Annotated in this window: 21 protein-coding genes; 8 read left to right on the forward strand and 13 right to left on the reverse strand. The window is 72.4% G+C overall.

Annotated features, from left to right (window positions below; translation table 11 throughout):
- Positions 1 to 58 precede the first annotated feature (58 nt).
- From ACFWWQ_RS08330 to ACFWWQ_RS08340, 3 genes are all read right to left on the reverse strand, one after another.
- Positions 59 to 1,102: a phosphotransferase gene (locus tag ACFWWQ_RS08330; protein ID WP_384592092.1), complete on the reverse strand. Its 1,044-nt coding sequence runs from the start codon at positions 1,100 to 1,102 to the stop codon at positions 59 to 61.
- A 15-nt stretch (positions 1,103 to 1,117) separates the two neighbouring features.
- The gene (locus ACFWWQ_RS08335) at positions 1,118 to 1,543 is read right to left on the reverse strand and encodes a pyridoxamine 5'-phosphate oxidase family protein (protein ID WP_384592095.1); all 426 of its coding nucleotides are present in this window, start codon (positions 1,541 to 1,543) and stop codon (positions 1,118 to 1,120) included.
- Positions 1,544 to 1,641: 98 nt separating this feature from the next.
- Positions 1,642 to 2,298, reverse strand: coding sequence for a response regulator (locus ACFWWQ_RS08340; RefSeq protein WP_384592218.1), 657 nt, complete (start codon positions 2,296 to 2,298; stop codon positions 1,642 to 1,644).
- 328 nt (positions 2,299 to 2,626) lie between these two features.
- On the opposite strand from ACFWWQ_RS08340, the gene pdhA reads away from it, so the two are divergent.
- The 3 genes from pdhA to ACFWWQ_RS08355 are packed head-to-tail and all read left to right on the forward strand — an operon-like array spanning position 2,627 to position 6,268.
- Positions 2,627 to 3,817: a pyruvate dehydrogenase (acetyl-transferring) E1 component subunit alpha gene (gene pdhA, locus ACFWWQ_RS08345; protein ID WP_384592098.1), complete on the forward strand. Its 1,191-nt coding sequence runs from the start codon at positions 2,627 to 2,629 to the stop codon at positions 3,815 to 3,817.
- 2 nt (positions 3,818 to 3,819) lie between these two features.
- Complete coding sequence (locus ACFWWQ_RS08350) at positions 3,820 to 4,803, forward strand: alpha-ketoacid dehydrogenase subunit beta (RefSeq protein ID WP_384592101.1); 984 nt, start codon at positions 3,820 to 3,822, stop codon at positions 4,801 to 4,803.
- A gap of 22 nt (positions 4,804 to 4,825) precedes the next feature.
- The gene (locus ACFWWQ_RS08355; protein WP_384592221.1) at positions 4,826 to 6,268 is read left to right on the forward strand and encodes a dihydrolipoamide acetyltransferase family protein; all 1,443 of its coding nucleotides are present in this window, start codon (positions 4,826 to 4,828) and stop codon (positions 6,266 to 6,268) included.
- A 94-nt stretch (positions 6,269 to 6,362) separates the two neighbouring features.
- Here the strand turns inward: ACFWWQ_RS08355 and ACFWWQ_RS08360 are convergent, their stop codons facing one another.
- Positions 6,363 to 6,539, reverse strand: a complete 177-nt coding sequence (locus ACFWWQ_RS08360; protein ID WP_384592104.1) for a hypothetical protein — start codon at positions 6,537 to 6,539, stop codon at positions 6,363 to 6,365.
- A gap of 297 nt (positions 6,540 to 6,836) precedes the next feature.
- Between ACFWWQ_RS08360 and ACFWWQ_RS08365 the strand changes: the two genes are divergently transcribed.
- The 3 genes from ACFWWQ_RS08365 to ACFWWQ_RS08375 all read left to right on the forward strand — a co-directional run bounded on the left by ACFWWQ_RS08365 (position 6,837) and on the right by ACFWWQ_RS08375 (position 9,836).
- The gene (locus ACFWWQ_RS08365) at positions 6,837 to 7,676 is read left to right on the forward strand and encodes a GNAT family N-acetyltransferase (protein ID WP_384592107.1); all 840 of its coding nucleotides are present in this window, start codon (positions 6,837 to 6,839) and stop codon (positions 7,674 to 7,676) included.
- 148 nt (positions 7,677 to 7,824) lie between these two features.
- The gene (locus tag ACFWWQ_RS08370; RefSeq protein ID WP_384592110.1) at positions 7,825 to 8,520 is read left to right on the forward strand and encodes a GntR family transcriptional regulator; all 696 of its coding nucleotides are present in this window, start codon (positions 7,825 to 7,827) and stop codon (positions 8,518 to 8,520) included.
- Positions 8,517 to 9,836, forward strand: a complete 1,320-nt coding sequence (locus ACFWWQ_RS08375) for a nitrate/nitrite transporter (RefSeq protein WP_384592113.1) — start codon at positions 8,517 to 8,519, stop codon at positions 9,834 to 9,836. Before ACFWWQ_RS08370 ends, ACFWWQ_RS08375 begins: the two co-directional genes overlap by 4 nt.
- A gap of 138 nt (positions 9,837 to 9,974) precedes the next feature.
- On the opposite strand, the gene ACFWWQ_RS08380 is transcribed toward ACFWWQ_RS08375, so the two are convergent.
- On the reverse strand, positions 9,975 to 10,799 hold the full coding sequence (locus ACFWWQ_RS08380; RefSeq protein ID WP_384592116.1) for a maleylpyruvate isomerase family mycothiol-dependent enzyme: 825 nt from the start codon (positions 10,797 to 10,799) through the stop codon (positions 9,975 to 9,977).
- A gap of 182 nt (positions 10,800 to 10,981) precedes the next feature.
- The gene (locus tag ACFWWQ_RS08385; RefSeq protein ID WP_384592119.1) at positions 10,982 to 11,512 is read right to left on the reverse strand and encodes an LURP-one-related/scramblase family protein; all 531 of its coding nucleotides are present in this window, start codon (positions 11,510 to 11,512) and stop codon (positions 10,982 to 10,984) included.
- A gap of 64 nt (positions 11,513 to 11,576) precedes the next feature.
- Between ACFWWQ_RS08385 and ACFWWQ_RS08390 the strand changes: the two genes are divergently transcribed.
- The gene (locus ACFWWQ_RS08390) at positions 11,577 to 13,385 is read left to right on the forward strand and encodes an NHL domain-containing thioredoxin family protein (RefSeq protein ID WP_384592122.1); all 1,809 of its coding nucleotides are present in this window, start codon (positions 11,577 to 11,579) and stop codon (positions 13,383 to 13,385) included.
- A gap of 49 nt (positions 13,386 to 13,434) precedes the next feature.
- Here ACFWWQ_RS08390 and ACFWWQ_RS08395 read toward each other — a convergent pair whose 3' ends face one another.
- The 7 genes from ACFWWQ_RS08395 to ACFWWQ_RS08425 all read right to left on the reverse strand — a co-directional run bounded on the left by ACFWWQ_RS08395 (position 13,435) and on the right by ACFWWQ_RS08425 (position 23,040).
- Positions 13,435 to 14,133 carry a hypothetical protein gene (locus tag ACFWWQ_RS08395; RefSeq protein ID WP_384592125.1) on the reverse strand — a complete coding sequence of 233 codons (699 nt, stop codon included), beginning with the start codon at positions 14,131 to 14,133 and terminating at the stop codon, positions 13,435 to 13,437.
- Positions 14,134 to 14,242: 109 nt separating this feature from the next.
- The gene (locus ACFWWQ_RS08400; protein WP_384592128.1) at positions 14,243 to 15,145 is read right to left on the reverse strand and encodes a helix-turn-helix domain-containing protein; all 903 of its coding nucleotides are present in this window, start codon (positions 15,143 to 15,145) and stop codon (positions 14,243 to 14,245) included.
- A 154-nt stretch (positions 15,146 to 15,299) separates the two neighbouring features.
- Complete coding sequence (locus ACFWWQ_RS08405) at positions 15,300 to 16,247, reverse strand: hypothetical protein (protein ID WP_384592131.1); 948 nt, start codon at positions 16,245 to 16,247, stop codon at positions 15,300 to 15,302.
- 352 nt (positions 16,248 to 16,599) lie between these two features.
- Positions 16,600 to 17,445, reverse strand: coding sequence for a DUF4232 domain-containing protein (locus ACFWWQ_RS08410; RefSeq protein ID WP_384592134.1), 846 nt, complete (start codon positions 17,443 to 17,445; stop codon positions 16,600 to 16,602).
- Between the two features lie 358 nt (positions 17,446 to 17,803).
- A complete protein-coding gene (locus tag ACFWWQ_RS08415) occupies positions 17,804 to 19,696 on the reverse strand; it encodes a BTAD domain-containing putative transcriptional regulator (RefSeq protein WP_384592136.1) in 1,893 nt (630 codons plus the stop codon).
- A gap of 1 nt (position 19,697) precedes the next feature.
- Positions 19,698 to 20,990 (reverse strand): M18 family aminopeptidase, encoded by a 1,293-nt coding sequence (locus tag ACFWWQ_RS08420; protein WP_384592139.1) that lies wholly within the window; start codon positions 20,988 to 20,990, stop codon positions 19,698 to 19,700.
- Positions 20,991 to 21,213: 223 nt separating this feature from the next.
- The gene (locus ACFWWQ_RS08425; RefSeq protein ID WP_384592142.1) at positions 21,214 to 23,040 is read right to left on the reverse strand and encodes an acyl-CoA dehydrogenase; all 1,827 of its coding nucleotides are present in this window, start codon (positions 23,038 to 23,040) and stop codon (positions 21,214 to 21,216) included.
- Between the two features lie 193 nt (positions 23,041 to 23,233).
- Here ACFWWQ_RS08425 and ACFWWQ_RS08430 point away from each other — a divergent pair, with 193 nt between their 5' ends.
- Entirely contained in the window at positions 23,234 to 23,704 is a 471-nt protein-coding gene (locus tag ACFWWQ_RS08430) for an SseB family protein (protein WP_384592145.1), read from the forward strand.
- Positions 23,705 to 23,836 lie beyond the last annotated feature (132 nt).

Consider the following 23,836-nt stretch of genomic DNA (forward strand, 5'->3'; position numbering starts at 1 on the left):
GTACCTCCCCGCACGGCTGCACGGCCCCGGACGGCGACTGCCCGTCCGGGGCCGTCGTTCATCCCGTGAACGCGTCCCGGACCGCCTGGTACTCGCGGGTCCACCACACCGCCAGCGCGGACGCGGCGGGGAACTGCGGGTCGGTGCGCCGGTCGCCGAGGCGGTAGCGCCAGGTCAGCATCCAGAAGTCGTTCAGCCGCTCCCACCACACCCGGTGGACGGCCGCGGCCAGCTCCCCGGCGTCCGCGCCGCGGGCGCCGCGGTAGGCGCCCGCGTACGCCGCCACCTTCGCCAGGTCCAGCGTGCCGCAGGGCCGGACGAAGAAGATCGCGGCGGCGCGGACCGCCTCCTCCGCACGCGGCTGGACGCCCAGCCGGTCCCAGTCGACGATCGCGGCGGGCGCGGCGCCCCGGTAGAGGACGTTGAGCGGGTGGAAGTCGCCGTGCACCCAGCCGACGGCCGCGGCGCCGGGGTCGGCGGGGCGGCGGTGGGCGTGGCGTTCCAGGAGCGCCCGGCGCTCCCGCAGCCGGTGCTCGGCCAGCTCGTCGAAGCTGGTGCGCGGGTGGGTCACCCGGGCCAGCGCCAGCAACTCGTCGATGACGTCGAAGGTCTGCGCGGGCTCGGCGCTGGGCTGGGCGTGCGGGGCGGGGCCCGGCCGCCGCTGGGCGGGCATGACCCGTTCCAGCGCGGTGTGGACGAGGCCGAGCAGCGCGCCGAGGCGGCGGGACTGGGCGAGGGTGAGCGCGGTGCCGCCGAGGTGTTCGCCGTCGACCCAGGGGTGCAGGGCGTAGCAGCGGCCGTCGAGCACGGTGACGGTGCGGCCGTCGGCGCGGGCGAGGGGCGGGGCGAGCGGCAGGCCGAGCGCGGCGAGCCGGAGGGTGGCGCGGTGCTGGCGGGAGATGGAGCCGCGGTCCCCGTCGAGATGGTGCTTGAGGAAGTATCTGCCGTCGGTGGTGACCAGCGTGTATCCGCGGTTGAGCAGGCCCTCGGCGACCGGCACGCAGGAGAGCGGCTCCCCGGCGTCGGCGTAGTGGGCGAGTAAGGAGCCGAGCGTGCGGCCGTCAGGGGCGGCCGCCGTCCGGACTACAGATGAGCGCAGCACGCGCCAGATGTTAGATCACTGGCCAGGGGCCCAGGGGGCGGTTCTGAATTCCGGTACATCGGTCAGGTGGTGCAAGGCGATGAATTCCGGCTCAATCCGCAGGAAAACCGGGTCGAACGGAACACCGTCGGCCAGCCGTGGCGTACGCCCGAAACGCTGCCGTTCGGCGTCGGTCGGCTCGGCGAGCCGCGCGGTTCCGGTCAGATGCACCGACCAGGCGTCGGCGGCCCCACTGTGCAGGGTGTCCGCCTCGTACGCGACGACCGCACCGTCCATGGCGCGGTGGTATCCGTAGCCGCTGTGCAGGCGCACGATCAGCCGGTGGCCGGTGACCAGATGCCGGGAGATTGCGGTGAAGGGCAGCGCACGCAGGCTCGACGACACCCGCCCGTAGGGGGTGCGGTCGAGCAGTTCCGTCGCGCGGGGATCGTCGCAGGGCATGGCTCCCAGCCTGCCGCCGGGCGGGCCGCCGCCGACAGGGGCAGCGGCCCTCAGCCCGCCGGGACGTTGGTCCCGCCGGGCCGGTGCGGCGGTGGCCGTCAGCGGCGTTCGGCCTGGCGCCGGGCGACATACGCGGCGGCCTGGGAGCGGCGTTCCATGCCGAGCTTGGACAGCAGGCTGGAGACGTAGTTCTTGATGGTCTTCTCGGCGAGGTGGAGGCGTTCGCCGATGGCGCGGTTGGTCAGTCCCTCGCCGATCAGGTCGAGGATCCGGCGCTCCTGGTCGGTGAGGGAGGCCAGCTTGTCGTCGTTTTTGGTGCCGCCGCCCCGCAGCCGCTCCAGGACCCGCGCGGTGGCCACCGGGTCGAGGAGGGATTTCCCGGCGGCGACGTCGCGTACGGCGGCGAGGAGTTCGTTGCCCCGGATGGCCTTGAGGACATAACCGGCCGCACCGGCCATGATCGCATCGAAAAGGGCCTCGTCGTCCGCGAACGACGTCAGCATCAGGCAGTTGGTCCCCTCGTTCTGCGAACGGATCTCGCGGCAGACCTCGACGCCGCTGCCGTCCGGTAGCCGGACATCGAGCACCGCGACGTCCGGTCGGGTGGCCGGGATCCTGACCAGGGCGTCTGCGGCGGTGCCGGCCTCGCCGATGACCTCGATGTCCGGTTCACCTGCCAGCATTTCGTGGACGCCGCGCCGCACCACTTCATGATCATCGAGCAGGAATACCGTGATTTTTCCATCCTCGTGCACGGCCTCAGTCTCACACACCGACCCTTCCCGTGCTCCAGGTCACCGATATAACGTGCCGGTGTCCCGGCGGCCTGCAACGCTGTGACCAGGAGTTGTTCCCAGTTTTCGCGATTTACTTGGAAACCCAAGCAAAATCGCAGGTCAGGGCTGTTTCCGCTTAGGCTTTGACAATGGGTAACGTGCGATGAGCAGGCCACCTTCCGGGACGCTTTGTTCCACCCGGATCCGGCCGCGTTCGCACCCACCCCGTGCGCCGTATCGGATACCGGGTGAGCCGCAATACGGCCACCGGCGGACCCCGGGGGCCGGACAGACGGAGGAGCAGCACGTGACCGTGGAAGGCACTGCCCAGCGGAAAAACACCCGCAGCGGCAGCAAGCGCACCACCGCCAAAAAGGCGTCACCGGCCAAGAACAAGGCCACGCGCCCGGCGGAGCAGGACGAGCTCGTACAACTGCTGACCCCCGAGGGGAAGCGGGTCGAGCACCCGGAGTACGCGATCGACCTGTCGCCCGAGGAACTGCGCGGTCTCTACCGCGACATGGTGCTGACGCGGAAGTTCGACGCCGAGGCCACCACGCTGCAGCGCCAGGGCGAACTGGGCCTGTGGGCCTCGCTGCTCGGCCAGGAGGCGGCCCAGATCGGCTCCGGACGGGCCCTGCGTGATGACGACTACGTCTTCCCGACCTACCGCGAGCACGGCGTCGCCTGGTGCCGCGGGGTCGATCCGACGAATCTGCTGGGCATGTTCCGCGGCGTGAATCACGGCGGCTGGGACCCGAACAGCAACAACTTCCACCTCTACACCATCGTCATCGGTTCGCAGACGCTGCACGCGACCGGATATGCGATGGGGGTGCAGAAGGACGGCGCGGATTCCGCGGTTCTCGCCTATTTCGGTGACGGCGCCTCCAGCCAGGGAGACGTCGCCGAGTCGTTCACCTTCTCCGCGGTCTACAACGCCCCGGTGGTCTTCTTCTGCCAGAACAACCAATGGGCGATTTCCGAGCCGACGGAGCGGCAGACCCGCGTTCCGCTCTATCAGCGTGCCCGCGGCTTCGGATTCCCCGGCGTCCGCGTCGACGGCAACGACGTGCTGGCCTGTCTGGCCGTGACCCGGGCGGCGCTGGAGCGGGCGCGCACCGGCCAGGGCCCGATGCTGGTCGAGGCGTTCACCTACCGGATGGGCGCGCACACCACCTCCGACGACCCGACGAAGTACCGCGCCGACGAGGAGACCCGCGCCTGGGAGGCGAAGGACCCGATCCTGCGGCTGCGCCGGTATCTGGAGGCAGAGGGGTTCGTCGACGACGCCTACCTCGCCGCCATCGAGGAGGAGAGCGAGGCGCTGGGCAAGCGGGTGCGGGACGTCGTCCGGGCGATGCCCGACCCCGACACCATGGCGATCTTCGAGAACGTCTATGCGGACGGGCATGCGCTCGTCGACGAGGAGCGCGCGCAGTTCGCCGCGTACCAGGCGTCGTTCGCCGACGCCGATGTTGCCGCGGAGGAGAACTGACCATGGCCGTCCACGAGAAGATCACCATCGCCAAGGCGATCAACGCGTCACTGCGTGCCTCCATGGAGGCCGACCCCAAGGTCCTCGTCATGGGCGAGGACGTCGGCAAGCTCGGCGGCGTCTTCCGCGTCACCGACGGGCTGCAGAAGGACTTCGGCGAGGACCGGGTGATCGACACCCCGCTCGCCGAGTCCGGCATCGTCGGCACCGCGATCGGCCTGGCGCTGCGCGGCTACCGCCCGGTCGTGGAGATCCAGTTCGACGGGTTCGTCTTCCCCGCCTACGACCAGATCGTCACCCAGCTCGCGAAGATGCACGCCCGGGCGCTGGGCAAGGTCAAGGTGCCCGTCGTCATCCGCATCCCGTACGCGGGGGGCATCGGCGCGGTCGAGCACCACTCGGAGTCCCCGGAGGCGCTGTTCGCGCACGTCGCGGGCCTGAAGTGCGTGACGCCGTCGAACGCCTCGGACGCCTACTGGATGCTCCAGCAGGCCATCTCCGGGGACGACCCGGTCATCTACTTCGAGCCCAAGCGCCGCTACCACGACAAGTCGCGTCTGGACACCGAGGCGATCCCGGACCCGCTGCACACCGCCCGGATCGCCCGCAGCGGTTCGGACCTCACGCTCGCGGCGTACGGCCCGATGGTGAAGGTCTGCCAGGACGTCGCCAACGTCGCGGCGGAGGAGGGCAAGTCGATCGAGGTCGTCGACCTGCGGTCGCTCTCCCCCATCGACTTCGACACCGTCCAGGCGTCGGTGGAGCGGACCGGCAGACTGGTCCTGGTGCACGAGGCGCCGGTCTTCCTCGGCGTGGGCGCCGAGATCGCCGCCCGGATCACCGAGCGCTGCTTCTACCACCTGGAGGCTCCGGTGCTGCGGGTCGGCGGTTTCCACGCGCCGTACCCGCCGTCCCGGCTGGAGGACGAATATCTGCCGGGCCTGGACCGGGTGCTGGACACCGTCGACCGCGCGCTGGCGTACTGAGGGGGAGAGGAGAGCCGTGACCATGACTGCAACCGCCGCCTCGGCGCAGCGTTTCCGCGAGTTCAAGATGCCCGACGTGGGCGAGGGCCTCACCGAGGCCGAGATCCTCAAGTGGTACGTCCGGCCCGGTGACACCGTCACCGACGGTCAGGTCGTCTGTGAGGTCGAGACCGCCAAGGCGGCGGTCGAACTGCCCATCCCCTACGACGGGGTGGTGCATACGCTCAACTTCGACGAGGGCACCACCGTCGACGTCGGCACCGTCATCATCTCCGTGGACACCGACCCGGGAGCCGGTCCCGCGGCGTCGGCCGAGGCCGCGCCGGCCGCCGAGCCGGAGCCCGCCGAGGCCGAGGAGCCGCAGGGCCGCCAGGCGGTGCTCGTCGGCTACGGCGCCGCCCCGGCGTCGACGAAGCGGCGGCCGCGCAAGGCGCAGGCCCGGCCCGCGGCGCAGCCGGTGACCGCGGGGCTCCAGGCGGAGCTGAACGGGCGGGCCGCGGTGCCCGCACCGGCCGTCGCCCCTGCTCCGGCTGCCCCCGCGCCCGCCGTGCCCGCACCGGTCGCTCCGGGCGCGCCCCGGCCACTGGCCAAGCCGCCGGTGCGCAAGCTCGCCAAGGACCTCGGCGTCGACCTGGCCACCGTGGTGCCGACCGGCGCCGACGGGGTCGTCACCCGCGAGGACGTGCACGCCGCCGCGACGCCTGTTTCACGTGAAACGACGACGGTGTCGGCCGCCCTGCCGGAGGCGGTCGCCGTGCCGTCGGCCGGGGAGACCCGGATCCCGGTCAAGGGTGTCCGCAAGGCCACCGCGCAGGCGATGGTGGCCTCGGCCTTCACCGCGCCGCACGTCACGGAGTTCATCACCGTCGATGTGACCCGCACGATGAAGCTCGTCCAGGAGCTGAAACAGGACCCGGACATGGCGGGGCTGCGCGTCAACCCGCTGCTGTTCGTCGCGAAGGCGTTCCTGGTCGCCCTCAAGCGGCACCCGGAGGTCAACGCGTCCTGGGACGAGGCGAACCAGGAGATCGTGCAGAAGCACGAGGTGAACCTCGGGATCGCCGCGGCCACCCCGCGCGGGCTGATGGTGCCGAACATCAAGGACGCGGGCGCCAGGACGCTGCCGCAGCTCGCCGAGGCGCTGGGCGAGCTGGTGGCGACCGCACGCGAGGGCAAGACCTCCCCGGCGGCCATGTCCGGCGGGACCGTCACGATCACCAACGTCGGCGTCTTCGGTGTCGACACCGGGACGCCGATCCTCAACCCGGGGGAGTCGGCGATCCTCGCCTTCGGCGCGGTCAAGCTTCAGCCGTGGGTCCACAAGGGCAAGGTCAAGCCCCGTCAGGTCACCACGCTGGCGCTCTCGTTCGACCACCGGCTGATCGACGGCGAGCTGGGCTCGAAGCTCCTCGCCGACATCGCGGGCGTCCTGGAGAAGCCGAAGCGGCTGATCACCTGGGGCTGACCCGGTAGCGCACGGAGAACGGCCGACCCTCGCATCCGCGGCGGTCGGCCGTTGTGCTGTGCGCCGTGACGCGTCGGTCGTCCGGCGGCGCGTATCAGCTGCGGATGAGGTCGACGACGTTCCGGAGGTGGGCGACCGGGCCGGTAGGCGCGGAGGTGTCCGCGTGCGAGGCGTTGCGGACCACCGTGGTGCCGGCCCAGACGGCGGCGGCGATCAGCACGACCACGGCGGTGGTCCGGGCACGGCGGGTGGCGTTCGTCTTGGTCTGCATGGCTTCTCCCCCTCGGGTGCCGGAACCTTCCCGGCGTCGTGCCTCCATTCACCCATGGATTTCCGGCCCGCCCGTACGCGCCAGGTACGGATTCGGCTACGACTTGAGGGGGAGCCCGTACCGCACTTCCGGCGGACCGGCGGGGGACGGGCGCCCCGGGGAGCGGTGCGCCGACCGGTTCGGGGCGGGCCCGGTGCGGCCACCTGTCACGGCGGGCGCGGGCCCGGCGCGCGGGCCCGTGCGGACCGGGGCGGAAAGGACTTGCCGCAGGCCAGGGCGGTGTTTAGCTTCGGTGCCATGAGCAGCAGCGACTTGATCATCCGGCGCTACCGGGGAACCGACGAGGACATCGTCGTCGGCCTGTGGTCCCGCGCCGTCCGCCAGGCACACCCCTTCCTCCCCGAGGAGGGCGGCGGCGAGCGGGCCCGCAAGCTCCGGGAGGTGTATCTCGTCCGGGCGGACAACTGGGTCGCCGAGCGGGACGGCGCCGTCGTCGGGCTGCTGGGGCTCATGGGCGCGGAGGTCGGCGGGCTGTTCGTCGACCCCGAGGCGCAGGGAGGCGGCACCGGCCGGGCGCTGATCGAGCACGCCGCATCGCTGCACGGCGCGCTGACGCTGGAGGTCTACGAGCGCAACGACCGCGCCCGCCGCTTCTACGACCGCCTCGGCTTCGCCGAGCGCTCCCGCCGGGCCGAGGAGGAGACGGGCGAGACGCTGATCGCCCTGGACCGCGTCGCGCCGCTGCGGTCGGTGTCCTGGCTGCATGTGCGCGAGGGGCGGCTGCTCAGCGTGCGGACGCGCGGCAACGGCACGTTCTATCTGCCCGGCGGCAAGTACGAGGACGGGGAGACCGCGCCGGAGGCGCTGTCGCGTGAGCTGGCGGAGGAGTTGGGCCTGACGGTTCCGGCGGCGGAGCTGACCGAGGCGTTCGTCATCCATGACGTGGCCCACGGGCAGGGCGGCCGCCGGCTGCACATGACCTGCTTCACGGGCGGCCCGCAGGACATCGCGCCGCGCCCCGGCCGGGAGATCGCCGAGTACGCCTGGTTCGGCCGCGCGGAGGCGCGCGAGCGCTGCGCCCCGGCCCACGGCCAGGTCGTCGACCGATTGGTGGCACAGGGGTTGATGGAGGGCTGACGGGCCGGGGCGGGGCCCGGCGCGCGGCTCTGACCTGCGTCTTCGGGCCCGGCTCGCGCCTTCGGTTCCGGCCGCGCGCCCGGGCGGCCCCTGTCCGCATCCTGGAAGTCGCCGACGCATACATACGTGTTGTATCTATCCTGTGTGCATGCCATCCGCCTCCGCACCCGCCGCTCCCGGCCGGCAGTCCGCCGGGACCCCGCAGGCCAAGCAGCCACCCGCCGCCGAACGCGTCTACACCCACGTCAAGGACGCCGTGCTCCAGCGCCGCTACGAAGGCGGCATGCTGCTCACCGAGGGCGAGCTGGCCGAGGCGGTCGGGGTGTCGCGGACGCCGGTGCGCGAGGCGCTGCTCCGTCTGGAGGTCGAGGGGCTGATCAAGCTCTACCCGAAGAAGGGCGCGCTGGTGCTGCCGGTCTCCGCGCAGGAGATCGCCGATGTCGTCGAGACCCGGCTGCTGGTGGAGGAGTACGCCGCGGCCAAGGCCGTCCCGGCGCCCGAGGCGCTGCTGGCCGAGCTGGCCGAGCATCTGCGGACCATGCGGGAACGATCCGCGGCGGGCGACCTGGCGGCGGTCTCCGTCGCCGACCGCTGCTTCCACGCGGCCCTGGTGCGCAACACCGGCAACCAGATCCTCAACCGCCTCTACGAGCAGCTGCGCGACCGTCAACTGCGCATGGGCGTCGCGGTGATGCACGCCCACCCGGACCGCATCGCCAAGAACGTCACCGAGCACGCCGAGATCCTCGAAGCGCTGCGCACCGGTGACGCCGAGGCGGCCACCGCCGCCGTGCACCGCCACGTCAGCTGGGTCCGCAACCTCGCGCAGGGAGACGCCCGATGAGCGGTTCCGGCACCACCGCGGCGCGGTCCCTGCCCGGCGACCCACCCGGCGGCGCCCGTGCCGTGGCTGTTTGGGGCATCGGCGTCGCCGTCTACTTCGTCGCCGTCACCTACCGCACCAGCCTCGGCGTCGCCGGTCTGGACGCCGCCGACCGCTTCCACATCAACGCCTCCGCGCTGTCGACCTTCTCGATCCTCCAACTGCTGGTCTACGCGGGCATGCAGATACCCGTCGGCCTGCTCGTGGACCGGCTCGGTGCCAAGAAGGTGCTGGCCATCGGCGTCGTCCTCTACACCGTCGGCCAGTTCGGCTTCGCGTTCTCCGATTCGTACGCCATGGCGCTCGGCTCGCGGGCGATGCTCGGCTGCGGTGACGCGATGACCTTCATCAGCGTGCTGCGGCTGGGGGCCCGCTGGTTCCCGGCCCGGCGCGGGCCGCTGGTCGCGCAGTTCGCCGCGCTCGTCGGCATGGCGGGCAACCTCATCTCCACACTGGTGCTCGCCCGGCTGCTGCACTCCCTGGGCTGGACGATGACCTTCGCCGGGAGCGCGGCGGGCGGCGTCGTCGTCCTCGTCCTGCTGCTGCTCTTCCTCAAGGACCACCCGGAGGGCTTCGCCCCGGTGCCCGCACCCGCCACGCACACCGGCGCCGCCTTCATCCGGCGGCAGATCGCGGACGCCTGGCGCGAGCCCGGCACCCGTCTGGGCATGTGGATCCACTTCACCACGCAGTTCCCCGCGATGTTCTTCCTGCTGCTGTGGGGGCTGCCGTTCCTCGTCGAGGCGCAGGGGCTGTCCCGGGCCACCGCGGGCACCCTGCTGACCCTGATCGTCCTCGCCAACATGGCGGTCGGCCTGGTCTACGGCCAGATCATCGCCCGCCACCACGCGGCCCGGCTGCCGCTGGCGCTCTGCACCGTCGGCGTCACCGCCGCGCTCTGGGCCGCCACCCTCTTCTGGCCCGGCCCGCACGCGCCGATGGCGCTGCTCGTGGTGCTGTGCCTGGTGCTCGGGGCCTGCGGTCCCGCCTCGATGATCGGCTTCGACTTCGCCCGCCCGGCCAACCCGCCGGAGCGTCAGGGCACCGCCTCCGGCATCGTCAACATGGGCGGCTTCATGGCCTCGATGACGACGTTGCTCGCCGTCGGGGTGCTGCTGGACGCGACCGGCGACGACTACAGCGTCGCGTTCTCCTCGGTCTTCGTGCTGGAGGCGCTCGGTTTCTCGCAGATCCTGCGGCTGCGCCGCCGTGCGGTGCACCGCGAGCGGGAGCGACAGGCCGTCAGCCGTGTCGAGGCGGTCCACGTCCCCGCCTGACGTCCGGGGCGCCCCGCCGCCGGTCCGGTCCCGCCGACCGTCGGCTCCGTAACGTCCGTACGAAGACGGCCGGTTGACCGCGGGCCGGCGGCGCGCGTTTCACGTGAAACACCGCCGCGCCGGGCCCGCCGAACGGCCCTACGGCGTGATGGCGAAGTGCTCCAGGATCGTCGCGGCCAGCTTCTGGTCACCGTCGATCTTGACCTTGTCCGCCACCGCCTGCGGACGGGACCGGCCGCAGGCCAGCCGGGCGAAGACGTCCCAGTCCAGCACGAAGGTCACGGTCGGCCCGAGCGACACGCTGGCGTCGACGGTGCCGTGGCCCGCGGCGTCCACCCGGACCGTCCGCATGAACTCCACTGGACCGGTGACATCGAAGACCACCGCCGAACCGGCGGGCGCCTGCGCCCGCTTGGCGACGACGATCGGCAGCGTCTTCACCAGGATGTCCCGGGCCACCTGCGCGCCGGGGGAGTCGAGATTGCCCGGTGCGCCCAGCGCCCGCCGCAGGTCCTGCTCGTGCACCCAGACGTCGAACGCCCGCAGCTGGAGCACGAAGTCCAGCGTGCGGTCCTCGTCGAACGGGCTGCGCACCAGGGCGTCCGGCTGCCGGGTCTCGTTGCGCAGCTGACGCGAGCGCCGGATGACGGTGTACTCCAGCTCGGAGACCATCTCCAGGGCGGTGTGGTGACGGCGGACGTCGACCTGCACCTCCATGCGGCGGGCCGACTCGCTCTGCACGTGGTAGAGATCGCGCGGCAGCGAGTGGATCGGCCGCGGGTCGCCGAGCATCTCGCACTCCAGGCCGATGACGTGCGACACCACATCGCGGACCGACCATCCCGGCAGGTCCGTCGCCCTGCTCCACTCACCCTCGGCGAGCGGTGTCACCAGCTCGGTTATCGCTTCTATGGAGTGAGTCCAGGCATCGATGGAGGACTGAAGGCTGGGATGGACGGTCACGTGACCCCTCGGACGATTCGTACGCGGGCTGCTGTCTGGCAGTTAAGTTACGCTGCGCACGGGCACCCCGGCAGTGCTTTCGGGTGACCATCGTAGGCACTTTTCCGCTGGCAGCCAGGTCTTCACGCCCCTGCGGTGGTACTGTGCCCCGCCCTCGTCCCCGCCCCTCGCCTCCCCGGCCGTCAGTCGTCGTCCCGCTCCCGCTCCGCCATGCGGATCACGCAGACCGCCACCCCGATCAGCAGCGTCGGATCGGCGTCCGCGCGGACGATCTTGAGGCCGTAGGAGTCACGCAGCGTCAGCCAGCGCCGGGAGATCTCGGCGAGCAACTCGCCCTCGTACTCGACGGCGAACTCGCGGTCCAGGATCTTGCCGCTGACGTCGAGTTCGGTGCCGTCGACCAGTTCCACGCGGTAGTGGTTGCGCAGCAGCGACAGGCGCTTGCGGCGGATGGTGGCGAGCGGCCGGTCGTCCCGCTCGATGGTCATCGCGTCGCGCAGGCTGAGCATCTTCTTGCGCAGGGTGATCAGCACCCGGCCGTCGGTGTCCTTCAGCTCGAAGGTCTCCCGCAGCCGCAGTGCCTTGCCGTCGACGAGGAACGCGTGGTGGCCGTGTTCGTCGTTGATCCAGTAGTCGTCGCCGATGCCGAAGATCCGGTCGTGGACGAGGTAGGTGCGGGTGGACGGGGCGTGGCCCCCGGGGAATCGCTGCATTGCTGACGTGTTCCCCACCGCCCCGGCGGAATGCGTGGTCAGGTGGGTGACGTTGAATGGAGGCATGGCTTCACGTGCGCGCGTCAGGGCCCCCGAGCTGATCGGCGAGGGCGGCTGGCTGAACACAGGCGACAGGGATCTGACCCTCGCCGATCTGCGGGGACGCATCGTCGTCCTCGACTTCTGGACCTTCTGCTGTGTGAACTGTCTGCATGTCCTCGACGAGCTGCGGGAGCTGGAGGAGCGGCACCGCGACACCGTAGTGATCGTCGGCGTGCACTCCCCCAAGTTCGTGCACGAGGCCGACCACCAGGCGGTCGTCGACGCCGTCGAGCGGCACGGCGTCGAGCACCCGGTCCTGGACGACCCGCAGCTGGCCACCTGGAAGCAGTACGCGGTCCGCGCCTGGCCGACGCTCGTCGTCATCGACCCTGAGGGGTACGTCGTCGCCCAGCACGCCGGTGAGGGCCATGCCCACGCCCTCGCGACGCTGGTCGAGGAGCTGATCGCGGAACACGCCGCCAAGGGCACGCTGCGCCGCGGCGACGGCCCGTACGTCCCGCCGGAGCCGGTCGCCACCGATCTGCGCTTCCCCGGCAAGGCGGTGGCGCTGCCGTCCGGGAACCTCCTCGTGTCGGACACCACCCGCCATCAGCTCGTGGAGCTGGCGCCGGACGGCGAGCGGGTGGTCCGCCGGATCGGCAGCGGCGAGCGCGGCTTCGGCGCCGACGCCTTCAACGAACCGCAGGGCCTGGCGCTGCTGCCGGACGGTACGGTCGCCGTCGCCGACACCGTCAACCACGCCCTGCGCGTCTTCGACCCGGAGAGCGGCACGGTCGAGACGGTCGCCGGTACCGGCCGCCAGTGGTGGCAGGGCTCGCCGGTCGCCGGCCCGGCCCGCGAGATCGATCTGTCCTCGCCGTGGGATATCGCCTGGTGGCAGGAGCGCCTCTGGATCGCGATGGCCGGTGTCCACCAGCTGTGGACGTACGACCCGGCGACCGGCACCGTCGAAGCCGTCGCGGGCACCACCAACGAGGGGCTGGTCGACGGTCCCGCCGCCGAGGCGTGGTTCGCGCAGCCGTCCGGGCTCGCGGCCGGTGGCGACCGGCTGTGGATCGCCGACTCGGAGACGAGCGCGGTGCGCTGGGTGGAGCGCGCCGACGACGGCGGGTACGTGGTGCGGACGGCTGTCGGCACCGGGCTGTTCGACTTCGGGCACCGCGACGGCGCGGCGGAGCAGGCGCTGCTCCAGCATCCGCTGGGCGTCACCGCGCTGCCGGACGGTTCGGTCGCCGTCGCCGACACGTACAACCACGCGCTGCGCCGCTTCGACCCGGAGAGCGGTGAGGTGACGACGCTCGCGACGGATCTGCGGGAGCCGTCCGGCGCGGTGCTCGTCGACGACGACATCGTGGTGGTGGAGTCCGCGCGGCACCGGCTGACCCGGCTGCGGCTGCCCGAGGAGGCGGTCCGGGTCGCGGCGGTGGCGCACCGCACACAGCGCGCGGCGACGGAGGTGGCGCCCGGCGCGCTCCGCCTCGACATCGTCTTCCAGGCGCCTGCCGGGCAGAAGCTGGACACCCGCTACGGCCCGTCGACCCGGCTGCTGGTCAGCGCCACCCCGCCGGAGCTGCTGGCCGACGGTGCGGGCGCGGGCACCGATCTGGCCCGGGAGCTGACGCTCGCCGACGGCGTCACCGAGGGCGTGCTGCACGTCTCGGCGATGGCCGCGTCCTGCGACGACGACCCGGCGATCGAGTACCCGGCCTGTCATGTGCACCAGCAGGACTGGGGCGTGCCGGTGCGGGTCACCGACGGCGGGCGGGCGCGGCTGGGCCTGGTGCTCGCGGGGCTGGACGCGGCGGGCTGACGGCGGGCCGGTGACCGGGGTGCGAGCTCGTACGGTCACCGGCCGCGGCTCACCGGGAGACGCCCGCCTTGATCCGCGCCTCGGGGAGGCTGGAGTACCAGTTGCCGACCTTCGCCTGCTGGGTGGCGTAACGCGGCTGGTACTGCGAGAAGGAGAGGTACGCCCCGCCGCCCCGCTTCATGCCGCGGTTGTCCGTGAAGGTGACCGTCAGCTTGTTGAGCGGTTTGGTGCCCTTCGTGGCGGGCTCGGTGGTGGGGATCAGCGCGTACGCGTCCGAGCGCGCCTGCACGGTGACCTGGCGGCCGAGGAACGAGTCGCCGGGGTTGCCCTCCAGGAAGCCCAGCGGGGTCGGGGAGCCGTTCACGGCCACCTGCGGGGCGCCGTGCAGGATGCACGGGCGGCCGAGCGGGTTGTGGTAGGTGAGGACCAGCACGGACGGGTCCGTCTCGGACGTCGCCTTGAGCTTGGTGGGCCCCGCCGAGCACTGCGTGGGGCGGGCGCGGTGGGCCGCCGTGCCCGCGCCGACGCCCGCCGCGCCCGCCCCGGCGCCGATGAACCGGTGCTTCTTCTTGTCCTTCTTCTTGTTCTTGTGGATCGAGGAGGAAGAGGAGGAAGAAGAGGACGAGGAGTGCTTCCGCGACTTCGAGGACTTCGTGTGGGTGCAGCCCGTCAACGCGAGCGTGCCGCAGAGCGCTGCGGCCAGCGTCGCGCAGGCGACGGAACGGCGACGGGAGCGGCGTGCGGTCATGGTGGGTTCCCCCAGTGGTTCGCTGCGTTCAGCGAGCTGTGTGTGTCATGGCACCGCCACGATATCGATGCGGGCCCACCGCGCCAGGGCTGGTGGGCACGGAGCCGGATCAGTGGTGGCACACCGGTAGATCGATGTTCTGGAGCTGTTCGGGACGGATGCGGATGCCCGGCATCCACGCCTGGCCGTCACCGTGGTCGACGCGCAGCCAGATGCTGCTGTGCCCGCCCGCCTCGTCGGTGACGGAGACCCCGTCGGCGATCCGGCACCGGGCGTGCAGGGGGTCGTCGTGCCAGACACGGCCGGTGACGTTGGCGCGGCGGTAGAACTCGTACGGGTCCCGGGCCAGCGCGAGCGCGCAGTCCGGCCCGCGGTCGCCGCGGCAGCCGCGCTCGACGTTGAACACGTTGACGGTGGCGCCCGCACCGGGCCCCGTACCCGCACCGGGCCCCGTACCCGCACCGGGCCCCGTACCCGCACCGGGCCCCGTCCCCGTCCCGGGACTCGTCCCGTTCCCCGCCTCCGTGCCGGAGTCCTTGCCGGTGCCGGTGAGCGCGAGGACGGTGAGCGCGGCGGCGACGGCGACGGCGGCGCCGAGCCCGATGAGCAGGGAGCGCGGCCCTCTCGGGCGGGGGGCGACGGCGGTCACCTCGGCTCCTTCGCCGCCTTCGCCGCCTTCCGCCTCCTCCGCGCCACCCGCCGACTCCTGTGCCGCGCAGGCCGCGTGCAGCAGGGCGATGAGGGCGGGCAGCCGGTCCTCCCCGGTGAAGGAGAGCTTGCACCACTCCACCAGCAGCCGTTCGTCCGGCAGGCTCTGGCCCCGCAGATACCGGGAGAGCGAGGAGCGGCTGGCCGGCAGCCGGGACTCCATCTCCTTGAGGCTGTGGCCCAGTTCGCCGTGCATCCGCCGGAGTGCCGTGACGAAGTCCCGTACGGGTCCGGTGAGTTCGGCGGGCAGCGGCGCGAGCGGCTTGCGGCGGACGTTCGCGGCGCGGTTCTGGTGGCCAGGCACGCCCTGCATTCCAGCACAGCGGCCATACGCGCGCGAGGGGCACTCCCGCTCCCCAGTGGCGGAAGTGCCCCTCGTGACACGGTTCGGACCGGAACCTGACCGGCCCCCGTGCAGCATGCGCGCCCGTGCGCCCCGTACGGGCGCGCATGCTGCCTCAGTCGCCGAAGGCCACCGGGCGGTAGGGCTTGAACTCGGAGTCACCGCTCAGCCCGTACGTCAGGCTCCGGTGATCGGTGCCGTGGCCGCCGCGCTGCTCGTACGCGGTGTACGAGCTGTGCGCGTCGTTGTTCCACTTCTCGAAGATCACGACATGGCGGGTGTCGCTGGTGCCGTCCGCGTCGATCAGCAGGTCACCGGGGGTCAGTTCGCCGAGCGAGATCGGGCGGGTGAGCGAGCGGTCGTTCGCCAGCCCGACGGTGTTGGTCCCCGGCGTCGGCAGGCCGAGTGTCATCGACACATAGCCCGAGCAGTCCTGCCGGTAGCCGTCCTTCCAGTACGAGGTCTGGCTGTAAGGAACCTGCGCACCGTCGTTCGCGGTGAGCCAGGTCGTCGCGCGGCGCAGCATCTCCTCGCGGGAGGCGCTCGGCTCCTGTGGCGCCGGGCCGTCCTTGACCGGCACGCCCGGCAGCCGGTCCTCGGGTATGGCCACCGCGACGACGCTGAGGAAGCCCTCGACCGGGCCGGTCACATGCGCCATGTACGGGGAGCAGGCGTCGCCCTCGCAGACCTTGCGGCCGGTGTCGACCTGGTAGTCGGCGCTGATCCGGTCCTGCCCCGCGGCGGTCTTGTTGATCATTCCCACGGCGGGCGAACCGGCGTCGGCGGAGGCGTGCACCACCCATCGGGTGCCCCAGGTCGGGAAGGACGCCTCGGCCGCCTGCACGGCGGCCGGGCCCTGCGCGGAGACGGTCTGACCGTGGGCCGCACCCGCGAAACCGGTGATGCCGAGACCGGCCGCCGCGAGCGCGGGCAGCACCCGCCGCAGCATCCGCCGTCCGGTCCGCCGGGTGTCCGTTGCCGTGCCGCCATCCGCCGCCGGGCCCTCGCCGGTGCCCGCGAGGGTGGTGCCGTACGTCGTATCCGTGGTGCTCTGGCCGCGCATCCGATGTTCCCCTTCTGTGCCGTCCGTTGCCGTGTGCGTCGCCGCTGCGGGCGCCCGGCCCGTCGGGGCGGGCCGCTCGGACCGCGGCGGCGGAGCCATCGTGGGGCACCACGGCGGCCGGACGGGGCTGCGTATGTCCCACGGGACGTCCGTTAGCTGTCCCGCGCCGGTGACCTGCGCGAATGCCCGCCGCGGCGGGGTGGAACGGGACATGGGGCGGGGCGCGTGGGACATGACGGGACGGCGGGAGCGGCCGTGGCCCGTACGCGGGAGGCGGCCCCGGACACGGGACAGGGCGCCCGCTGGGGGATGCGGGCGCCCTGGTTCTGGGGGGCGGATGCCCCGGGGTGGCCTACCAGTTGGCGGCCGTGGCCGCGTCCGACTGCCAGTACGTGACCCAGGCGCTGTCGTCGAGGTACGTGGAGCCGCCGGGCAGCGCGACCGGCACCGAACCCCCGCCGCCCTGGCCGTCGCGGTCGGCCAGGCTGACGCTCAGCGAGGTCCGCTTGTGGCCGTTGGTCCCGCTGCCGTCGGCGGACGAGGTCATGACGCCGGCGTAGCCGGAGGCGCCGGGGGCGAGGGTGACGACCGCCTGCGGCTTGCTGTCCTCCAGCGGGGCGAGCGGCGACTGCGCCGCGTCGAACTGGAGGAACGGGTAGGAGTACAGGTCGCAGGCGGTGCCGGAGGTGTTCTTCGCCTCCAGGAGAAGGTGGTTGGCGCGCTGGGGCAGCGGCGTGGCGACGATGCTGATGTTCGCCGGGGCGCAGGCGGTGGACTCGCCGGTGCCATCCGCCGGGGGCGGCGTCGCGCCGTCCGTGGCGGGGGCGTTGCCGACGTGGCCGGAGCCCGCCTGCGCGCCGCCGGAGCCACCCTTGCCGGTCGTATCGGCCGGGGTGTCCTTTCCGGACGCGCCGCCGTTGCCGCTCGCGTGACCACCGTCCGCATGGACCCCGCCGTTCTTGCCGGCCGCGCCGGTGTCAAGGCGGTCCTGCGGCGCCGCGTCGAAGGGCCGCCCGTCGCTGGTCTTGAGCGCGTTCTCCGACTGGCCGCACGCGGTGAGGCCGAACCCGGCGACGACGACGAGGCCCGCCGCCGCGAGGCGCATTCCGGTCCGCCGGGAGCCGGTACGGGAGGCGGCGGCCGCACCGTCGGTACGCCGGGCGCGCTGCACCGACTGCGGCTGCGACATACGTGACATGGCGGTCTCCCCCGGTGGGCAGTGGCTGATGGCCTCTTTCGAGCTGTTCACCACTTTGCCGACCGCGGTTGGCGCGCTGCTAACGGACGCCTAACGCGACGGGGTTGGCGGGCCGTGGCGCGGGCCGTGGCCTCGCCGGGGCCGGGGGCGGCTGGCCGGACACGCCTGGCCGGGGCTGCCGTCGGGGCCGGGCGGGTACGCGTCGGGGAGCGGCCACCGGGCGCCCGCCGGGGCCGGGCCGTGAGCCTCGTGAAGTGGCCGCCGGGCAGCCGCCGGACCGGGCGCCACCGAGCACCGGCCGGGCGGGCACCCGTTGGTCCCCGCCCGGACCCCCGCGGGCTCAGGCCCCGCCCGCCGCTCAGGCGCCGGAGCCGTCCCCCTCCCCCCGCTCATCCCGCGCGAACAGCTGGGTGAGCGTGCTGATCGTGTAGACGTCGGTGGACTCCTCGTCCACCAGATGCATCTCCGCGAGCCGGTCCAGCGCGTCCTGGGTGCGCTCCTGGTCGTACCCGGCGAGGGCCGCCGCCACCGACGAGTTCAGGTGTCCGTCGGCGTTGGTGGCCAGCGCGCTGAGCAGCCGGGCGTCGTCGGCCGACAGCCGGGCCACGGACATCCGCAGCGCGGCCGCGATGCCGGTGTCCTCGGCGGACAGCAGTGCCAGCCGCCGCCGCTCGTCGCGCAGCGCCGCGGCCAGCCGGGCCAGCCGCCACCGCGGCCGGGCCGTCAGCTGCGCGGCGGCGGCCCGCAGCGCCAGCGGCAGCCCGTCGCACAGCGCGACCAGCTCCTGCGCCGCCGCCGGATCCTCGGCGACCCGCTCGGCGCCGAGCATCGCCCCCAGCAGCGCCGCACCCTCCTCGTAGCCCATCGCCTGCAGGCCGACGGGCCGGGCCCAGTCGGTGGCGACCAGCCCGTCGAGGCGACTGCGGCTGGTGACGACGGTGGCGCAGTGCGGGCCGCCGGGCAGCAGCGGCCGCACCTGCGCCGAACCGCGCGCGTTGTCGAGGACGACCAGCAGCCGCCGCTCCGCCACCAGCGACCGGAACAGCGCGGACGCGGCCTCGGCGGAGGTCGGCACCCGCTCCGGCGGGGTGCCGAGCGCCAACAGGAAGTCGCGGAGGATCTCGGCGGGCGCCGCCTCGTCGCCCTCCCCGAAGCCCCGCAGATCGGCGAAGAGCTGACCGTCCGGGAACGCCGCGGCGTGCTGATGCGCCCACTGCACGGCGCACGCCGTCTTGCCGACTCCGGCCGGACCGGCGACGACCGCGAGCGGACTCTCCTGCGGCGTACGGTCCGTCAGGATCGCGGTGAGCGCCGCGAGCTGACGCTCCCGACCCAGGAAACGGGCCGGAGGCCGGGGCAGCAGCCGCGGTGCTGCGGTGCCCCGCCCGGAACCGTCCGCGCCGCCGGACGCCGGACCGCCCTGCGCGGGCACCTGGGCGCCGGGCTGTGCACCGGCCGCCCCGGCGCCTGTTTCACGTGAAACAGCGGCCGGTTTCGCGGTCGGCCGGGCCTCCTCCGCCCGCAGGATCTCCTCGTACGCCCCGCGCAGCCGCTCGCCCGGGTCGACGCCCAGCTCCTCGTTGAGCAGCCGACGGGTGCGGTGGAACCACTCCAGCGCGTCGGACTGACGGCCCGTACGGAACAGCGCCCGCATCAGACCGGCGATCAGGCCCTCGCGCAGCGGATGGTTGACGGCCGCGTTGTACAGCACCGCAGCGGCCTGTTCGTGGGCGCCGAGCGCGCCGTGGGCGCGGCCCAGCGCCTCGACGGCGGTCAGCCGCCGCTCCTCCAGCGCATGCGCGGCGGCGGCGAACGGCGGGCTGGTGACCGTGCCGGTCAGCGCCGGACCGCGCCACAGCCCCAGTGCCTCCCGCAGCAGCGGCACCGCGTCGCCCGGTGCCTCCTCGGGCCGGGCCAACGCGACGAGTTCACCGAAGCGGTGGGCGTCGATCAGCTCCTCGGGCAGCCTCAGCAGATAGGCCGAGCCATGGGTGGTCAGCTCGATGCCGTACGCGTCGGCGCCGCCCTGGGCGAGCGTCGCGCGCAGCCGCGAGACATGGCCCTGGACGACCGTACGGGCGTGTTCGGGTGGCTCGTCCTCCCAGAGCGAGTCGATCAACTGCTCCAGGGGGACGGTGGTGTTGGGCTGCAGCAGCAGCAACGCCAGCACACTGCGCCGTTTCGCCGGCCCGAGCGACAGCTCCCCGGAGCCGGTGGTGACGGCGATCGGGCCCAGCAGTGAGAATTCCAACTCAGCCCTCCAGGAAGGCCGTCAGGGCGTTCGCGAGCAGGTACGGGTCCTCGGCGCCGCACAGCTCACGTGCCGAGTGCATGGAGAGGATGGCGACACCGACATCGATGGTGGTGATGCCGTGCCGGGCGGCGGTGATCGGTCCGATCGTGGTGCCGCACGGCATCGCGTTGTTCGAGACGAACGACTGCCAGGGCACTTCGGCGCGCTCACAGGCGGCGGCGAAGACCGCGCGTCCGTCGCCGTCCGTGGCATACCGCTGGTTGACGTTCACCTTCAGGATCGGTCCGCCGTTCGGCACCGGGTGGTGCCCGGGCTCGTGCCGCTCACTGTAGTTGGGGTGGACGGCGTGGCCGGTGTCGGAGGAGAGGCAGAGGGTCCCGGCGAAGGCGCGGGCGCGGTCCTCGTACGTGCCGCCGCGGGCGAAGACCGAGCGCTCCAGGGCCGAGCCGAGCAGCGGGCCGTCGGCGCCGGTGTCGGACTGGCTGCCGTTCTCCTCATGGTCGAAGGCGGCCAGCACCGGGATCGTGGTCAGTTCGCCGCTCCCGGCGGCGGCGATCAGGGCGGCGGTGGCGGCGTGCACGGACAGCAGGTTGTCCATCCGCGGCCCGGCGAGCAGTTCGCGGTCACGGCCCAGGTAGGCGGGCGGCTCGATGCTGTGGACCATCAGGTCCCAGCCCCGGATCTCACCGGCGGGCAGCTGCGCCTCCTGCTCGACGAAGGCGATCAGATCGCCCTCGGAGACCTCGCCCAGGCCCCAGATCGGCGTCATGTGGCGCTGCTTGTCCAGCTTCAGGCCGTCGGTGTTGACCGACCGGTCGAGGTGGATGGCGAGTTGCGGCACCCGCAGCAGCGCGCGGTCGACGTGGACCAGGCGGTGGCTGCCGTCCCGCAGCGTGACCCGGCCGGAGAGCCCGAGGTCCCGGTCGAGCCAGGTGTTGAGCAGCGCGCCGCCGTAGATCTCGACGGCGACCTGCCGCCAGCCGTGCGCGCCGGTGTCCGGCAGCGGCTTGACCCGGAGGTTGGGGGAGTCGGTGTGCGCGCCCAGGATGCGGAACGGCGTGGCGGGCTCGGCGCCCTCGGGCACGTACCAGGCGATGAGCGCTCCGCCCCGCAGGACGTACGTGCCGCCGTGCGTACCGTCCCAGGGGTCGGTCTCCGTGACCTGCCGGAAACCCGCCTCGTCCAGCCGCGCCGCCGCGTTCGCCACTGCGTGGTACGGCGACGGACTCGCGGCGAGGAAGGACATCAGGTCGTCGGTGTGGCCGCGGTCGAAGCGGGCGGAGTTGGTCATGGCTCCAGCATAAGGAGGAGGACTCCCGGTGGCCCGCGCCGATGCGGGCGGACCGCGTACCTTTCCGTCCTCTTCCGGCCAGGATGCGGGCGTTCGCCGGGGTTGCGCCGCGGGGCGCGCAGGCGCTGGGTACGGCGGGGGCCCCCCGCCCCCGGGGGGGGGGGGGGCGGCCCCCGCCGGGGGGGGGGGGGGGGGGGGGGGGGCGCCCCCCCCCGCCGCGGGCTCAGAACGCGGACTCGTCCAGCTCCATCAGGGACTGGTCGATGCCCTCGGCCAGGGAGCGCTGCACGGAGACGGCCGGCAGGACGTTGTGCGCGAAGAACTTCGCCGCGGCGATCTTGCCGGTGTAGAACGGCTTGTCCTTGGTGGAGGCGCCGTCCAGCTTCCCGGCGGCGACGGCCGCCCCCTTGAGCAGCAGGTAGCCGATGACGACGTCACCGGAGGCCAGCAGCAGCCGGGTGGTGTTGAGGCCGACCTTGTAGATGGACTTGACGTCCTTCTCGGTGGCGGCGAGGTCGGTCAGCATCGCGCCGACGATCGCCTCCAGGTCGGCGGCGGCCTTGGCCAGCTCACCGCGGGCGGCCTCCAGTTCGGCGCCGCCGGTGTTCTCGGAGAGGAACGCCTTGATCTCGCCGGACAGCGCGGTCAGCGCCTGGCCCTGGTCACGGACGATCTTCCGGAAGAAGAAGTCCTGGCCCTGGATGGCGGTGGTGCCCTCGTAGAGGGTGTCGATCTTGGCGTCCCGGATGTACTGCTCGATCGGGTACTCCTGGAGGTACCCGGAGCCGCCGAAGGTCTGCAGCGACTGCGCCAGCTGCTCGTAGGACTTCTCCGAGCCGTAGCCCTTGACGATCGGCAGGAGCAGGTCGTTGAGGCGGGTGGCGGCGCTCGCGTCCTCGCCCGCGGCCTCCTTGACGAGGATCTCGTCCTGGACCGTCGCGGTGTAGAGCACCAGGGCGCGCATGCCCTCGGCGTACGCCTTCTGCGTCATCAGGGAGCGGCGCACGTCGGGGTGGTGGGTGATGGTGACGCGCGGGGCGGCCTTGTCGGTGAAGGCCGCGAGGTCCGGGCCCTGCACGCGCTCCTTGGCGTACTCCAGCGCGCTGAGGTAGCCGGTGGAGAGGGTGGCGATGGCCTTCGTGCCGACCATCATCCGCGCGAACTCGATGATCTTGAACATCTGGCGGATGCCGTCGTGCTTCTCGCCGAGCAGCCAGCCCTTGGCCGGGTGGTTGGCGCCGAACGTCATCTCGCAGGTGTTGGACGCCTTGAGGCCCATCTTGTGCTCGACGTTGGTGGCGTAGGCGCCGTTGCGCTCGCCCAGCTCGCCGGTCTCCCAGTCGAAGTCGTACTTCGGGACGATGAAGAGCGACAGACCCTTGGTGCCCGGACCGGCACCCTCGGGGCGGGCGAGGACGAAGTGCACGATGTTCTCGGACATGTCGTGCTCACCGGAGGTGATGAAGCGCTTCACGCCCTCGATGTGCCAGGTGCCGTCCTCCTGCTGGACGGCCTTGGTGCGCCCGGCGCCGACGTCCGAACCGGCGTCCGGCTCGGTCAGCACCATGGTGGAGCCCCACTGCTTGTCCACCATCAGCTGCGCGATGCGGTGCTGCTCCTCGGTGCCCTCGTCGTGGAGCACACCCGCGAAGGCGGGGCCGGAGGCGTACATCCAGACCGCCGGGTTGGCGCCCAGGATCGTCTCGGCGAAGGCCCACAGCAGCGAGCGCGGCGCGGTGGTGCCGCCGATCTCCTCCGGGATGCCCAGCCGCCACCACTCGGCGTCCATGTACGCCTGGTAGCTCTTCTTGAAGGTGTCCGGGACCGGCGCGGTGTTGGTCTCCGGGTCGAAGACCGGCGGGTTGCGGTCGGCGTCGGTGAAGGAATCGGCCAGCTCGTTCTCCGAGAGCCGGGCGATCTCCGACAGCACGCTCTTGGCGGTGTCGACATCCATCTCCGCGAACGGACCGGTGCCGTAGACGCTGTCACGGCCGAGCACCTCGAAGAGGTTGAACTCGATGTCGCGGAGATTCGACTTGTAGTGCCCCATGGGTACGGCTCCGTATCAGTTCAGCAAGAGAGTGGCGCGTGGCGCCTCGTCGCGAGATCCCGTGCGGCGCGAGGGCCCCGTCACGCAATTACCAGCAGGTAGCTCCGATAATGCTACCCATCGGTAATAAGAAGCAACCCCTATCCGGCCATCTGTGACGAGCGTCCCCTCCCGACTCAGTACGCTGTGCCGCATGTACGGCTACGACCAGAACGCGGGTGCAGGGCAGCAGTACGGTGCGCCGCCCCCGCCGCAGCAACCTCCCTCCGGGGGCTACGGCGAGCAGCCGCTGTATCCGGAGCCGTCCCCGCCCTCGCTCGCGGACGCGGTGCGCGCCTTCACCACCGGCTCGATGTCCGCCGAGGACTTCCAGGGGATCTTCTCCACCTCGAAGATCTACTGCCCGCGTGGCGACAACCCCGGTTTCCTGGCGCTGCACAACACCCAGCAGCCGGTGATCCCGATGTTCACCTCGCTCAAGGAGCTGCGGCGGTACGCGGGCAAGGAGTCCAAGTACTTCGTCATCACCGGCGCCGAGGTGCTCGACCTGCTGCCCACCGGGTACGGCTTCGTCCTCGACATGGAGGGCGACCACCGGATGGTTTTCGACGCGAAGGCCGTGGAGCAGATGGTCGACTTCGCGATGCGCCAGATGTACGGCTGACCCGCCTCCCCTGACCCGGGGGGGGGGGGGGGGGGGGCCCGCCGCGCGGCCCGCGCCGGGCGGCCGGGGGGGGGGGGTGGGAAACGCCACCCGCCCAGCGGGTCGAGCGGAGGGCGCTGAGTCGGAGGGAGT

This window comes from Streptomyces sp. NPDC059080 (assembly GCF_042739975.1).
Lineage (GTDB): Bacteria > Actinomycetota > Actinomycetes > Streptomycetales > Streptomycetaceae > Streptomyces > Streptomyces benahoarensis.

What these genes read in the sequence shown, in the direction of transcription:
- ACFWWQ_RS08425 (WP_384592142.1), bottom strand. Translation starts at nt 23,040, where the DNA reads ATGGGGCACTACAAGTCGAATCTCCGCGACATCGAGTTCAACCTCTTC.
- ACFWWQ_RS08430 (WP_384592145.1), top strand. Translation starts at nt 23,234, where the DNA reads ATGTACGGCTACGACCAGAACGCGGGTGCAGGGCAGCAGTACGGTGCG.
- ACFWWQ_RS08370 (WP_384592110.1), top strand. Translation starts at nt 7,825, where the DNA reads ATGCCATCCGCCTCCGCACCCGCCGCTCCCGGCCGGCAGTCCGCCGGG.
- ACFWWQ_RS08360 (WP_384592104.1), bottom strand. Translation starts at nt 6,539, where the DNA reads ATGCAGACCAAGACGAACGCCACCCGCCGTGCCCGGACCACCGCCGTG.
- ACFWWQ_RS08335 (WP_384592095.1), bottom strand. Translation starts at nt 1,543, where the DNA reads ATGCCCTGCGACGATCCCCGCGCGACGGAACTGCTCGACCGCACCCCC.
- ACFWWQ_RS08405 (WP_384592131.1), bottom strand. Translation starts at nt 16,247, where the DNA reads ATGCGCGGCCAGAGCACCACGGATACGACGTACGGCACCACCCTCGCG.
- ACFWWQ_RS08410 (WP_384592134.1), bottom strand. Translation starts at nt 17,445, where the DNA reads ATGTCACGTATGTCGCAGCCGCAGTCGGTGCAGCGCGCCCGGCGTACC.
- ACFWWQ_RS08385 (WP_384592119.1), bottom strand. Translation starts at nt 11,512, where the DNA reads ATGCAGCGATTCCCCGGGGGCCACGCCCCGTCCACCCGCACCTACCTC.
- ACFWWQ_RS08390 (WP_384592122.1), top strand. Translation starts at nt 11,577, where the DNA reads ATGGCTTCACGTGCGCGCGTCAGGGCCCCCGAGCTGATCGGCGAGGGC.
- ACFWWQ_RS08395 (WP_384592125.1), bottom strand. Translation starts at nt 14,133, where the DNA reads ATGACCGCACGCCGCTCCCGTCGCCGTTCCGTCGCCTGCGCGACGCTG.
- ACFWWQ_RS08350 (WP_384592101.1), top strand. Translation starts at nt 3,820, where the DNA reads ATGGCCGTCCACGAGAAGATCACCATCGCCAAGGCGATCAACGCGTCA.
- ACFWWQ_RS08375 (WP_384592113.1), top strand. Translation starts at nt 8,517, where the DNA reads ATGAGCGGTTCCGGCACCACCGCGGCGCGGTCCCTGCCCGGCGACCCA.
- ACFWWQ_RS08420 (WP_384592139.1), bottom strand. Translation starts at nt 20,990, where the DNA reads ATGACCAACTCCGCCCGCTTCGACCGCGGCCACACCGACGACCTGATG.
- ACFWWQ_RS08355 (WP_384592221.1), top strand. Translation starts at nt 4,826, where the DNA reads ATGACTGCAACCGCCGCCTCGGCGCAGCGTTTCCGCGAGTTCAAGATG.
- ACFWWQ_RS08365 (WP_384592107.1), top strand. Translation starts at nt 6,837, where the DNA reads ATGAGCAGCAGCGACTTGATCATCCGGCGCTACCGGGGAACCGACGAG.